The sequence below is a fragment of the Bradyrhizobium guangxiense genome, from assembly GCF_004114915.1.
In the GTDB taxonomy this organism is placed as follows: Bacteria; Pseudomonadota; Alphaproteobacteria; order Rhizobiales; family Xanthobacteraceae; genus Bradyrhizobium; species Bradyrhizobium guangxiense.
The window spans coordinates 2,188,099-2,200,520 of sequence record NZ_CP022219.1; the positions used below are offsets into that span (position 1 = coordinate 2,188,099).

The 12,422-nt window shown below is 65.5% G+C and carries 12 protein-coding genes; all 12 read left to right on the forward strand.

What is annotated here, in order from left to right:
- Positions 1–19: 19 nt before the first annotated feature.
- Complete coding sequence (locus X268_RS10200) at positions 20–253, forward strand: 4Fe-4S dicluster domain-containing protein (protein WP_008141081.1); 234 nt, start codon at positions 20–22, stop codon at positions 251–253.
- 2 nt (positions 254–255) lie between these two features.
- Positions 256–1,233 carry a HEAT repeat domain-containing protein gene (locus X268_RS10205; RefSeq protein ID WP_164937646.1) on the forward strand — a complete coding sequence of 326 codons (978 nt, stop codon included), beginning with the start codon at positions 256–258 and terminating at the stop codon, positions 1,231–1,233.
- A gap of 131 nt (positions 1,234–1,364) precedes the next feature.
- The gene (locus X268_RS10210; protein ID WP_128924823.1) at positions 1,365–2,537 is read left to right on the forward strand and encodes a fumarylacetoacetate hydrolase family protein; all 1,173 of its coding nucleotides are present in this window, start codon (positions 1,365–1,367) and stop codon (positions 2,535–2,537) included.
- 418 nt (positions 2,538–2,955) lie between these two features.
- Complete coding sequence (gene ytfQ / locus X268_RS10215) at positions 2,956–3,921, forward strand: galactofuranose ABC transporter, galactofuranose-binding protein YtfQ (protein ID WP_128924824.1); 966 nt, start codon at positions 2,956–2,958, stop codon at positions 3,919–3,921.
- Between the two features lie 118 nt (positions 3,922–4,039).
- Positions 4,040–5,584: a sugar ABC transporter ATP-binding protein gene (locus tag X268_RS10220; RefSeq protein ID WP_164937647.1), complete on the forward strand. Its 1,545-nt coding sequence runs from the start codon at positions 4,040–4,042 to the stop codon at positions 5,582–5,584.
- Positions 5,581–6,573, forward strand: coding sequence for an ABC transporter permease (locus X268_RS10225; RefSeq protein ID WP_128924826.1), 993 nt, complete (start codon positions 5,581–5,583; stop codon positions 6,571–6,573). The genes X268_RS10220 and X268_RS10225 overlap by 4 nt, the downstream gene beginning before the upstream one ends.
- On the forward strand, positions 6,570–7,550 hold the full coding sequence (gene yjfF, locus X268_RS10230; protein WP_128924827.1) for a galactofuranose ABC transporter, permease protein YjfF: 981 nt from the start codon (positions 6,570–6,572) through the stop codon (positions 7,548–7,550). Before X268_RS10225 ends, yjfF begins: the two co-directional genes overlap by 4 nt.
- On the forward strand, positions 7,547–8,323 hold the full coding sequence (locus X268_RS10235) for a FadR/GntR family transcriptional regulator (protein ID WP_128924828.1): 777 nt from the start codon (positions 7,547–7,549) through the stop codon (positions 8,321–8,323). Before yjfF ends, X268_RS10235 begins: the two co-directional genes overlap by 4 nt.
- On the forward strand, positions 8,320–9,246 hold the full coding sequence (locus tag X268_RS10240) for a Gfo/Idh/MocA family protein (protein ID WP_128924829.1): 927 nt from the start codon (positions 8,320–8,322) through the stop codon (positions 9,244–9,246). The genes X268_RS10235 and X268_RS10240 overlap by 4 nt, the downstream gene beginning before the upstream one ends.
- 2 nt (positions 9,247–9,248) lie before the next feature.
- Positions 9,249–10,325, forward strand: coding sequence for an aldose epimerase family protein (locus X268_RS10245; protein ID WP_128924830.1), 1,077 nt, complete (start codon positions 9,249–9,251; stop codon positions 10,323–10,325).
- The gene (locus tag X268_RS10250; RefSeq protein ID WP_128924831.1) at positions 10,322–11,203 is read left to right on the forward strand and encodes an SMP-30/gluconolactonase/LRE family protein; all 882 of its coding nucleotides are present in this window, start codon (positions 10,322–10,324) and stop codon (positions 11,201–11,203) included. The genes X268_RS10245 and X268_RS10250 overlap by 4 nt, the downstream gene beginning before the upstream one ends.
- Before the next feature lie 74 nt (positions 11,204–11,277).
- Positions 11,278–12,351, forward strand: coding sequence for a multiple monosaccharide ABC transporter substrate-binding protein (gene chvE / locus X268_RS10255; RefSeq protein ID WP_128924832.1), 1,074 nt, complete (start codon positions 11,278–11,280; stop codon positions 12,349–12,351).
- Positions 12,352–12,422 lie beyond the last annotated feature (71 nt).

A 12,422-nucleotide genomic window follows, 5' to 3' on the forward strand; every position in this document is an offset into this window, starting at 1 on the left:
CAGCAACAGGAGACTCTTGATGCCTCTCGCGTCCTATCAGACATCGGTTCCGGTGGTCGTCGACGACGCCAAATGCATCGCGGACAAGGGCTGCACGGTGTGCGTCGACGTTTGCCCGCTCGACGTGCTGCGGATCAGCGACATGACGGGCAAGGCCTACATGGCCTATGACGAGTGCTGGTACTGCATGCCCTGCGAAGCGGACTGCCCGACCGGCGCCGTTACGGTCAACATTCCCTATCTGTTGAGGTGAGCATGTCGAGCCCGTTCGAATCCTACGACGATCTCGAAGACGCCGACGAGCGGCTGCAGGCCGCCGATCCCGCCGAACGCCGCGTCGCCATCATCGCGCTCGGCCATTCCGGCGATCCCGCCGCGGTCGGCCATCTCGCCAACATGGTCGCGGACCCCGATGCGGGCGTGCGCCAGCAGGTCGCGATGGCGCTGGGCGAGTTCGACGGGCCGGAGGCTGCGGACGCGCTGGTGAAGCTGCTGGTCGATCCCGAAAGAATCGTGGCGGCGGCCGCGGCCGACAGCATGGCCGAGTTCAAGGATCCCGCCTGCGCCGACGTAATCCTGCCGCTGGTGAAACACGCCCATGCCTTCGTCCGCATGGGCGCGCTGCGCGCGCTGAAAGAATTGCGCTGCAAGGATACACTCAAACCCGCGCTGGAAGCGCTCCAGGACATTGACGCTGCCGTGCGCGTGCAGGCGATCGGCGTGATCGGCTTCCTCAAGCTCGAGGAATCGATTCCAGCGCTGACCGCGTTGATCAACGATCCCGATGCCCATGTGCGCCGTGCCGCCGTGAGCGCACTGGCGTTCTCGCAGATGAAGCCGGCGGCCGAGACGATCACGCGCGCGCTGAAGGATGCCGACTGGATGGTCCGCGAGATGGCGGCGGAAACGCTCGGCCTCAACGTCAACGGTTCGCTCGCCGCCGATCAACTGGTCGCGTGCCTCGCCGACGAGTTCTGGCAGGTGCGGCTGAAGGCGATTCGCAGCCTTGGGAAGATGAAGATCGAGCGCGCGGTGCGGCCGATCGGCAATTGCGTCAATCACGACCAGGCGAACTTGCGCAAAGAGGCGGCCGCCGCGCTCGGAGAGATCGCCCGTCCCGATGGCGAGGCCTTCCTGGCCGTGATCGCCGACGATCCTGATCCCGATGTCCGCAAGAATGCGCGTTGGGCACTACACCAGATTGCGGCGCGCAAAGCGCGCGCGGGCGCATAAAGGCGCGGGCAGGGGCATAGCCGCGCGGCACGGCCACTCTGGACTTCCCCTGCCAGACGTTTATTGGTCTTCGCTAATGGGACCGGCGGCTGCGAACGCGGCCGGTCCCTAGAAACAGTGAGGACGCGGCCATGACGACATTGACGGTACAAGACCTTCTCCCCAAGGATGGAACGAAGGGGACGCTGGTCGGCCGCGTCTGGCTGCCGCAGGTCGGCGGTCCGGCCGTGGTCGCCGTGCGTGGTGACGGCGTGTTTGACGTCACCGCAAGATTTCCGACCGTCAGCGCGCTGTGCGAGGAGGACAACCCGGCCAAGGCACTTGGTGCGACCAAGGGCGAGCGCATCGGCGATCTCGAAGCCATCGTGGCCAATACCGCCCCCGATGGTCGCGATTCCAACAAGCCCTGGCTGCTCGCGCCGGTCGATCTCCAGACCCTGAAAGCTGCCGGCGTCACCTTTGCTATCTCGATGCTGGAACGCGTGATCGAGGAACGGGCGAAGGGCAATCCGGCCTCGGCCGAGGCCATCCGCAAAGAGGTGACGCGGCTGATCGGCGACGATCTGTCGAAGCTCAAGCCGGGCTCGGACCAGGCCATGCACCTGAAGCAGGTGCTGATCGACCAGAACGCCTGGAGCCAGTATCTCGAGGTCGGCATCGGTCCCGACGCCGAGGTCTTCACCAAGGCCCCGACCATGTCCTCGGTCGGCACCGGCATGGATGCGGGCCTGCATCCGAAGTCGACCTGGAACAACCCCGAGCCGGAGCTGGTGCTGTTCATCTCCAGCCGCGGCAAGATCGTCGGCGGCGCACTCGGCAACGACGTTAACTTGCGCGACTTCGAGGGCCGTTCCGCGCTGCTGCTGTCGAAGGCCAAGGACAACAATGCCTCGTGCTCAATCGGTCCGTTGCTACGCCTGTTCGACGACACCTTCACGCTCGACGACGCGCGCAAGCTCGACATCAGCCTGAACGTCACGGGCACCGACGGTTTCGTCCTCGATGGTCATTCCTCGATCAGCAAGATCAGCCGCGATCCGACCGATCTGGTCGCGCAGACCATCGGCAAGATCCATCAATACCCCGATGGTTTCGTGCTGTTCCTCGGCACGATGTTCGCGCCGGTCAAGGATCGTGATGCGCCGGGGCAGGGCTTCACCCACAAGCGCGACGACATCGTCACGATCTCCGCGCCGGAGCTCGGCAAGCTCGTCAACCGCATGCGCACCAGCGACGCGTGCGAGCCCTGGACCTTTGGCATCGGCGCGCTGATGAAGAACCTGGCGCAGCGAAAGCTGATTTAGTTCGTTCTGCCTTCAAGTCGCACAAGCCCGCTTGCAGAAGGTCGTCGTCATGCCCGGGCGTGCCCCGCCTGCGCGGCCGAAGCCGCTTCGGCGAGCCGAAGGCCCGGGCATCCACGTTCTTCTTGCCGCATCCCAAGGCGTTGGATGGCCGGGACAAGCCCGGCCATGACGCGTGTGGCACCCACCGTACCGCACAATTTTCCTTCATCTTCCCGTTGCATCGCTGGAACAAAGTCGCGCTTGGCGTGTCATTCACGCTCCCGGCCGTCCGCCGCATCATTTCGCAGAATAGTCAAATAATATGACTAGTCGGAACCAAACTTCCATGAAATAGTCCCTCCCGCCGCCTCAATGGCAGGCCTGAGGGTGCCGAGATACCAATAGGCGCCCCGGATAAACATCTTGGGAGACACGCCTGATGACCTTCAAAGCTCTCTCTGCGGTCAGCGCCACGGTCGCGTTGCTGCTCGCGCTGCCGGCCCAGGCCGGTCAGCTCACAATCGGCTTCTCGCAGATCGGATCGGAATCCGGTTGGCGTGCGGCCGAGACGTCGGTCTCCAAGCAGGAAGCCGCCAAGCGGAAGGTCAATTTCAAGATCGCCGACGCGCAGCAGAAGCAGGAGAACCAGATCAAGGCGATCCGCTCCTTCATTGCGCAGAACGTCGATGCGATCTTCCTCGCGCCCGTCGTGTCGACCGGCTGGGATTCGGTGCTGAAGGAGGCCAAGGAAGCCAAGATTCCGGTCGTGCTGCTCGACCGCGACATAGATCCCTCCGGCAAGGACCTCTATCTCACTGCTGTCACCTCGGACAGCGTGCACGAAGGCGAGGTTGCCGGCGGCTGGCTCGCCAAGACCGTTGGCAGCAAGCCCTGCAACATCGTTGAATTGCAGGGCACGGTCGGCGCCAGCGTCGCCACCAACCGCAAGAAGGGGTTTGACACCGCCATCGCCAAGCACGCGAACCTGAAGGTCGTGCGCAGCCAGACCGGCGATTTCACCCGCGCCAAGGGCAAGGAGGTGATGGAGAGCTTCATCAAGGCCGAAGGCGGCGGCAAGTCGATCTGTGCGGTCTACGCGCACAACGACGACATGATGGTCGGTGCGATCCAGGCGATGAAAGAGGCCGGCCTCAAGCCCGGCAAGGACATCCTGACCGTTTCGATCGACGCGGTGCCCGATATCTTCAAGGCGATGGCCGCCGGCGAAGCCAACGCAACGGTCGAGCTGACGCCGAACATGGCGGGCCCGGCGCTCGATGCCATCGCGGCCTTCAAGGACAAGGGTACGGTTCCGCCGAAGTGGATCCAGACCGAGTCCAAGCTCTATACCGCCGCCGACGATCCGCAGAAGATCTACGACAGCAAGAAGGGTCTCGGTTACTGAGGCCGGACATCGCGCCGGACCGCTCCCCGGCGGTCCGGCGCCCCCTTCGAAACCGCCGCGCGAACGAATAGGCTGGGTGTCCGCAACGTCAGCGGGCGCCGGTGGGAGTGACGTCGCCATGGAGAACAGCCCCGATCCTGCTCCGCCGCTTTTGGAGGTGCGCGGGGTCAGCAAGAGCTTCGGCGCGGTACGCGCGCTGCAGGAGGTCGATTTCACGCTCCGCGCCGGCGAGATCCATGCGCTGCTCGGCGAGAACGGCGCTGGCAAGTCCACGCTGATCAAGGTCGTGACCGGCGTGTTCCCACGCGATGCCGGCATCGTCAGGATCAACGGCGACGAAATTGCGCCGCGTTCGGCCAAGGCGGCGCTCGGGGCCGGCATCGCCACCGTCTACCAGGAAGTCAATTTGCTGCCGAACCTTTCCGTGGCGCAGAACCTGTTCCTCGACCGCCAGCCGATGCGCTTCGGCATCGTGCGCGAGGGCGAGATGCGCCGCCGTGCCAAGGCGCTGCTTGTGGATTTCGGCCTCGACATCGACGTCGCCGCGCCGCTCGGCAATTATTCCGTGGCCATCCAGCACGTCACCGCGATTGCCCGCGCCGTCGATCTCTCCGCACGCGTGCTGATCCTGGACGAGCCGACCGCGAGCCTTGACCGCCATGAGGTCGAGATCCTGTTCGGCATCATGCGTCAGCTCGCGGGGCGCGGCATCGGCATCGTCTTCGTCAGCCATTTTCTCGACCAGGTCTACGAGATATCCGACCGCATCACCGTCTTGCGCAACGGCCGCCTGGTGGGCGAGCGGGAGACCGCCTCCTTGCCGCGGCTGGAACTGATCCGGATGATGCTCGGCCGTGAGCTTGCGGAGACGACCAGGGCGCGGGCGGCGGCGAGCGAACGCAGGGAGCGCGAGGTCTGCGCAAGCTTTGAGAATTTTGGCAAGGCCGGCTATGTCGCGCCCTTCAATCTCGAGCTGCGCCATGGCGAGGTCATCGGCCTTGCCGGCCTGCTCGGCTCGGGCCGTACCGAGACGGCGCGGCTGGGGTTCGGCGCCGAGCGCGCCGATCGCGGGCAGGCAAAGGTGCAGGGCGCGCCCGTGCGGCTCCATTCGCCGCGCGATGGCGTCCGCCATGGTTTCGGCTATTGCCCGGAAGAGCGCAAGACCGACGGCATCGTCGCCGAGCTCACCGTGCGCGAGAACATCGTGCTGGCGCTCCAGGCCAAGCGTGGGCTGCACCGGCCGCTGTCACGCCGCGAGCAGGACGAGATCGCGCGCCGCTATGTCAAGATGCTCGACATTCGTCCGGCCGATCCCGAGCGTCCCGTCGGCCTGTTGTCCGGGGGCAATCAGCAAAAGGTGTTGCTGGCGCGCTGGCTTGCGACCTCCCCGCGGCTCCTGGTGCTGGACGAGCCGACCCGCGGCATCGACGTCGGCGCGCATGCCGAGATCATCCGCTTGATCCGCGAGCTCTGCGACGACGGTCTGTCGCTGCTCGTGATCTCCTCCGAGCTCGACGAGATCGTGACCTATTCCGACCAGGTCATCGTGCTGCGTGACCGCGCCCATGTCGAGGAGCTCACGGGCGAGGCAATCGACGTCGGCAACATTCTCGCCGCCATCGCCGCCGATAGCGTCACTGTTGCGCTTGAGGCCCACACATGACAGCGCTCTTGCCGCGCCGCGGCCTTGCCCAGATCCTGGCGCTGATCGTCATCCTCGCGGTCGATCGCGTGGTGTCGCCGCAATTCTTCGATCTGCGACTCCAGGACGGCCGGCTGTTCGGCAGCCTGATCGACGTGCTCAACCGCGGCACGCCGGTGGCATTGCTCTCGCTCGGCATGGTGCTGGTGATTGCGACGCGCGGCATCGATTTGTCGGTCGGAGCCGTCATGGCGATCGCAGGCGCGATCGCGGCGAGCCTTGCCGACAGTCACGGCTTAGCCGTAGTGCTCGCGGCCGCGCTTGGCGCCGGGCTCGCCTGCGGATTGTGGAACGGATTTCTCGTCGCCGTGCTCGGCATGCAGCCGATCGTGGCGACGCTGATCCTGATGGTGGCCGGGCGCGGCATCGCCCAGCTCATCACCGAAGGGCGCATCGTCACCTTCTCCTCGCCTGATCTGGTCTGGCTCGGCAATGGCTCGGTGCTCGGCCTGCCGGTGCCGGCGGGGATTGCACTTAGCATGCTCATCCTCACCGGCGCGGTGGTGCGCGGCTCGGCGCTCGGGCTGCTGATCGAGGCGACCGGCGGCAATGCGCGGGCCAGCGAGCTCGCCGGCGTCGGCACCCGTGCGATGGTCCTTTCGGTCTATGTCTGGTGCGGCGTCTGCGCCGCGCTGGCCGGCGTGATCGCGGCGGCCGACATCATGGGCGCGGATGCCAACAATGCCGGCCTGTGGCTCGAGCTCGACGCGATCCTCGCCGTTGTGATCGGCGGCACCTCGCTGTTCGGCGGTCGCTTCAGCCTCGTGCTCGCGGTGCTCGGCGCGCTGATCATCCAGACCATGAACACTGGTATTCTCCTGTCCGGTTATCCGCCGGAGTTCAACCTGCTGGTCAAGGCGGTGGTGGTGCTCGCTGTGCTGCTGCTGCAATCGCCCAAGCTGTCCGGCGTTGCCGGTGTGATGACCTGGTTGCGGGGGACCAAAGCATGAGAGGCCCGCCGCCCGCCCTGATCACGGCGATCGTGCTAGTCGCGGGCTTTGCGGCCTGCGCGGCGCAGTTTCCCAACATCGCTTCGAGCCGCGTCGTCGGCAATCTCCTCACCGACAACGCTTTCCTCGGCATCGTTGCGACCGGCATGACCTTCGTCATCATCTCCGGCGGCATCGATCTGTCGGTCGGCTCGGTGATCGGCTTCACCACCGTCTTCGTCGCGCTGGCGATCGAGCGCTGGGGCGTGCCGCCGCTGGTCGCCTTTGTCGCTATCCTTGCGCTGTCGGCGGCCTTTGGTGCGGCGATGGGCGCCGTCATCCATGCCTTCGATCTGCCGCCGTTCATCGTGACGCTGGCCGGCATGTTCCTGGCCCGTGGCGCAAGCTTTCTGCTCTCGACGGAATCTGTGCCGATCACGGCACCGGTCTACTCGACCGTGTCGGACTTCGCGCTGCGGATGCCCGGCGGCGGGCGGCTGACGGCGATCGCGATCATCATGATCGCGATCGTGATCGGCGGCGCCTTGCTGCTGCATTTCACGCGGTTCGGCGCCAATGTCTACGCGCTCGGCGGCAGCCGGGCGACAGCGAGTCTGATGGGCGTCGCCGTCGGCAAGATGACGGTGAAGATCTACATGCTGTCGAGCCTGCTTGCGGGCATCGCCGGCATCGTCTTCTCCTTCTACACCAGCGCCGGCTATTCGCTCTCCGCCGTCGGCGTCGAGCTCGACAGCATCGCCGCTGTCGTGATCGGCGGCACGCTGCTGACGGGCGGGCAGGGCTCGGTGATCGGCACTTTCCTCGGCGTATTGATCCAGGGCCTGATCCAGACCTACATCAATTTCGACGGCACGCTGTCGAGCTGGTGGACCAAGATCGCAACCGGAATCCTGCTGTTCGCCTTCATCGCCTTGCAGCAGGGACTGGTCGCGCTCGCGCGCCGGCCGGTGACGAAGAGCGCAGGAGCCGCCACATGACCTCGCGTATCGTCGTCATCCCGACCCGGCGGGCTCATTCCAACCATGCGGAGGTGGCCCGCTCGATCGGCGTCGACATCATCGCCGGCCGCTATGCGGAGGGGACGCGCCTGCCGGGCGACGCCGAGATGATCGCGATGTTCGGCGTATCGCGCCCGGTGCTGCGCGAGAGCGTGAAAACCCTGGTCGCCAAGGGGCTGCTCACCACCAAGGCGCGGGTCGGCACCGTCGTGCGCGAACGCGGCGCCTGGAACATGTTCGACGCCGACGTGCTGGCCTGGCACCTCGACGCCGGAATCGACAAGCGCTTCCTCAACGATCTCGCCGAGATCCGTCTCGCGGTCGAGCCGCGCGCGGCGATGCTGGCCGCCACGCGGCGGTCGGCGGAGGATCTCGCCGAGCTTCGGCGCAGCATGGAACGCATGCGGCTTGAAGCATCGGACTCCGCCGGCTTCGCCGATGCGGACCTCGCGCTGCACGTCGCCGTGGCGCGTGCCTCGGGCAACCTCTTCATGCGCTCGATCGGCCACGTCATCGAGGCCGCGCTACGCGCCTCGTTCCTGCTCAGCGCTCCGGTCGAGCCGGAAGACCGCGACGCCGTGCTGCGGTGGCACCAGAAGATCGTCGATGCCATCGCAGCGGGCGACGCCGAGGCCGCCTCGGAGGCGATGGTTTATGTCATTCACAACGGCATGAGCCGTCACGAGGGAACGGTGATCGAGACCGCCCTGGCAGACCCGCTGTCATCTGCGAATACTGGAGAGCAAGCGTGACCGAACTTCGCATCGCCATTGTCGGTTTCGGCAAGATCGCGCGCGACCAGCATGTCGGCGCGATCGCCGCGGTGCCGGGCGTGACGCTGGCGGCGGTCGCCAGCCGCAACGCCTCGCTGCCGGGGCTGCCGCGTTTTGCGACCGTCGAGGAGTTGCTGGAGAAGGGACCGCCGATCGACGCGGTCTCGCTCTGCACCCCGCCGCAGGTTCGTCGTGCCCAGGCCGCCGCCGCGCTCGATGCCGGCAAGCATGTCATGCTGGAGAAGCCGCCGGGCGCCGGCGTTGCCGAGCTCGATCCGCTGATCGCGATGGCGGCTGCTGCCAGGCGCACGCTGTTTGCGACCTGGCATTCGCGCTATGCGCCGGCGGTCGAGCCGGCCCGGCAATGGCTCGCCGAGCGACGCATCAAATCGGTGCACATCAGCTGGAAGGAGGACGTCCGCGTCTGGCATCCCGGTCAGGGTTGGATCTGGGAACCGGGCGGTCTTGGCGTATTCGACCCCGGCATCAATGCGCTGTCGATCCTGACACGAATCCTGCCGACACCGGTGTTCGTCTCCGCGGCCGAACTTGCCTTTCCCGCCAATCGCCAGGCGCCAATCGCTGCGAACCTGACGCTGACCGACATCAACGGACTGCCCATGACCGCCGAGTTCGACTTTCGTCAGACCGGGCCGCAAAGCTGGGATATTGTCGTCGACACTGATCGGGGCCGGTTGACGTTGTCGAGCGGCGGCGCACGCATGGCGGTCGACGGCAAGGTGCTTGCCGAAGCGCCTGATGAGGAATATCGGGGGCTCTACCGGCGCTTCGTCGAGCTCGCGGCGACCGGCGTGAGCGACGTTGATCTGGCACCGCTTCGCCTCGTCGCCGATGCCTTCCTGCTTGGCAGGCGCACGATTGTCGAACCGTTTGTGGATTAGGCATGGCTGGCTCAAAAATCCAAAGAGACCCGTTCGGAAAGCTGCCTGATGGCCGCGATGTCGAGCGCATCGTGCTGCGAGGGGCAGGCGGGTTCGAAGCGCGCGTCATCACGTATGGTGCGGTGCTCCAGGCACTGATTGCGCCGGATGCGAACGGCGGCCATGACGACGTCGTGCTCGGCCATGACACGTTCGCCGGCTACCTCGCCGAACGAAAATTCTTCGGCGCCACCGTCGGCCGCTACGCCAACCGCATCGCCAAGGGACGGTTTTCGCTTGACGGCGAGAGGGTGCAGCTTGCTGTCAACAACGGCCCGAATGCGCTGCATGGTGGCCTCGATGGATTCGACCGCAAGCTCTGGGAGATCGCGGAGATCGACGAGGGTCCTGCGCCTGCGGTGACGCTGATCTATACGAGCCCACACGGAGAGGAGAACTATCCCGGCAAGCTCGATGTGCGCTTGACCTATCGCATCACTGGTCCGACCGAACTGTCGCTGCTCATGGAAGCTCGGACCGACCAGCCGACCATTGTCAACCTGACCAATCACGGCTTCTTCAATCTCGAGGGCGCGACGTCAGGCACATCCATTCTCGACCACCGCTTGACGGTCGCTGCCGAGCATTTCCTCGCCATCGACCCCACTGCCATTCCGCTGCCGGAGCCGCCGCGCGCGGTGGCGGGCACGCCGTTCGATTTCCGCATTGCCCGTCCCGTCGGCGAGCGCATCCGCGAAGGCGACCAGCAATTGTGCAACGGCCGGGGCTATGACCACACCTACTGCCTCCGGCGTGACGGCAAGCTTGCGCTTGCGGCCCGGCTGGAGGCACCGCGCTCGGGACGCGTCATGGAGCTGCTCACCGACCAGCCCGGACTTCAGGTCTATTCGGGCAACTATCTCGACGGCACGATTTCAGGAAAGGGCGGCAAGCTGATCCGTCAGTCCGATGCGATGTGCCTTGAGCCGCATATCTGGCCGGATGCGCCGAACCGGCCGGACTTTCCGAGCCCGCGCCTCGATCCTGGCGGAGTCTATCGGCATCACACGGTCTATCGCTTTGCAGCGAGGGCGCCATGATCGAACAGGTACCAACCTCCGTTCTCTCCGACGATCCCTGCCATCTTGGCGAGGGACCGACCTACGACACGACCACCGACACCGCCTGGTGGTTCGACATCCGCGAAGGCCGGCTGTTCGAGGCGCAGCTTGGCAGCGGCAGCATCCGTATCCATGCGCTCGGCCGCATGGCAAGCGCGCTCGGGCGTATCGATGCCGAGCGGCAGTTGATCGTCGCCGAAGACGGTCTCTATGTCCGCAAGCTCGCTGACGGTGGGATGACGCTGTTCTGTCCGCTCGAAGCGGACAATCCCACCACGCGCTCCAACGATTGCCGTGTGCACCAGTCCGGCACGTTCTGGATCGGCACCATGGGCAAGAAGGCCGAGCCGAAAGCAGGGGCGATCTACGCGCTCCATCGCGGCAAGATCTCGACGCTGTTTCCCGGCATCAGCATTCCCAATTCGATCTGCTTCTCGCCGGATGGCGCCACCGGCTATTTTACCGACCCCCCGCGCGCCGTGCTCTATGCAGTGCCGCTCAATCCCGCGACTGGCCTGCCGCGCGGCGAGCCGGAGGTGCTGTTGCGTCATACCGGCATCGGCGGGCTCGACGGCTCGGTGTGCGATGCCGACGGGAATATCTGGAACGCCTGCTGGGGGGCGAGTCGGATCGACGTCTACTCGCCGCAAGGCGAGCGCCTGCGCTCGCTCGGCGTGCCGGCCAAGCAGGCGAGCTGCCCGGCCTTCGTCGGCCCCGACCTGTCGCGCCTGCTCGTCACCTCGGCTTGGCAGGACATGGACGCGGCAGCCCGCGCTGCCGATCCCCAGGCCGGCCGCACGTTCTTGTTGGAGGCCTCCGCGCGCGGTCGCGCGGAGCCCGACGTCAAGCTCGCATAGGAGACCAGAAAGAGCCCACGACCGACGTTCTCGACGAAACCAAGAAACAGTCTGACACCCAAAGGGAGTGAAACATGCTGAAACTGAAGACGACGTTCCTCGCGATCGCTGTCGCGAGCGCCGCCATGCTGATCGCGGGCGCGCCTGCCTCCGCCCAGGACAAGCCGACCGTCGGCATCGCCATGCCGACAAAGTCGTCCGCCCGCTGGATCGACGACGGCAACAACATGGTCAAGGTGCTGAAGGAGCGCGGCTACAACACCGACCTGCAATACGCCGAGGACGACATTCCGAACCAGCTCTCGCAGGTCGAGAACATGGTGACCAAGGGTGCGAAGGCACTGGTGATCGCGGCGATCGACGGCACCACCTTGTCCGACGTGCTCAAGCAGGCGAAGGCAAAAGGCATCACCGTGATCGCCTATGACCGCCTGATCCGCGGCACGCCGAACGTGGATTACTACGCGACCTTCGACAACTTCCAGGTCGGCGTTTTGCAGGCACAGTCGATCGAGCAGGGGCTGGGGCTGAAGGAGGGCAAGGGCCCGTTCAACATCGAATTGTTCGGTGGCTCGCCCGACGACAACAACGCCTATTTCTTCTACAACGGCGCCATGAGCGTGCTGAAGCCGTATATCGACAGCGGCAAGCTCGTCGTCGCTTCGGGCCAGATGGGCATGGACAAGGTCGCGACGCTGCGTTGGGACGGTGCCACCGCCCAGGCCCGCATGGACAATCTGCTCAGCGCCTACTACGGCAACAAGAAGATCAACGCCGTGCTGTCGCCCTATGACGGCATCTCGATTGGCATCATCTCTTCGCTGAAGGGCGTCGGCTACGGCAGCGCCGGCCAGCCGATGCCGGTCATCTCGGGGCAGGATGCCGAGGTGCCCTCGATCAAGGCGATGCTGCGCGGCGACCAGTATTCGACCATTTTCAAGGACACCCGCGACCTCGCCAAGGTGACCGCCGACATGGTCGACGCCGCGCTCGGCGGCAAGCAGGTCGCGGTCAACGACACCAAGACCTACGAGAACGGCATCAAGACCGTGCCGTCCTACCTGCTCAAGCCGGTCGTGGTCTACAAGGACAATTGGGAGAAGGTCTTGGTCGACAGCGGCTACTACAAGAAGGCGCAGTTCCAGTAAATGACTGCTCCGTCGTTCCGGGGCGACGCAAAGCATCGAACCCGGAACGACGGCGATTTAGGGACATGACA

Coding starts and splice junctions, on each gene's coding strand:
- X268_RS10200 (WP_008141081.1), top strand. CDS start 20: ATGCCTCTCGCGTCCTATCAGACATCGGTTCCGGTGGTCGTCGACGAC.
- X268_RS10205 (WP_164937646.1), top strand. CDS start 256: ATGTCGAGCCCGTTCGAATCCTACGACGATCTCGAAGACGCCGACGAG.
- X268_RS10210 (WP_128924823.1), top strand. CDS start 1,365: ATGACGACATTGACGGTACAAGACCTTCTCCCCAAGGATGGAACGAAG.
- ytfQ (WP_128924824.1), top strand. CDS start 2,956: ATGACCTTCAAAGCTCTCTCTGCGGTCAGCGCCACGGTCGCGTTGCTG.
- X268_RS10220 (WP_164937647.1), top strand. CDS start 4,040: ATGGAGAACAGCCCCGATCCTGCTCCGCCGCTTTTGGAGGTGCGCGGG.
- X268_RS10225 (WP_128924826.1), top strand. CDS start 5,581: ATGACAGCGCTCTTGCCGCGCCGCGGCCTTGCCCAGATCCTGGCGCTG.
- yjfF (WP_128924827.1), top strand. CDS start 6,570: ATGAGAGGCCCGCCGCCCGCCCTGATCACGGCGATCGTGCTAGTCGCG.
- X268_RS10235 (WP_128924828.1), top strand. CDS start 7,547: ATGACCTCGCGTATCGTCGTCATCCCGACCCGGCGGGCTCATTCCAAC.
- X268_RS10245 (WP_128924830.1), top strand. CDS start 9,249: ATGGCTGGCTCAAAAATCCAAAGAGACCCGTTCGGAAAGCTGCCTGAT.
- X268_RS10250 (WP_128924831.1), top strand. CDS start 10,322: ATGATCGAACAGGTACCAACCTCCGTTCTCTCCGACGATCCCTGCCAT.
- chvE (WP_128924832.1), top strand. CDS start 11,278: ATGCTGAAACTGAAGACGACGTTCCTCGCGATCGCTGTCGCGAGCGCC.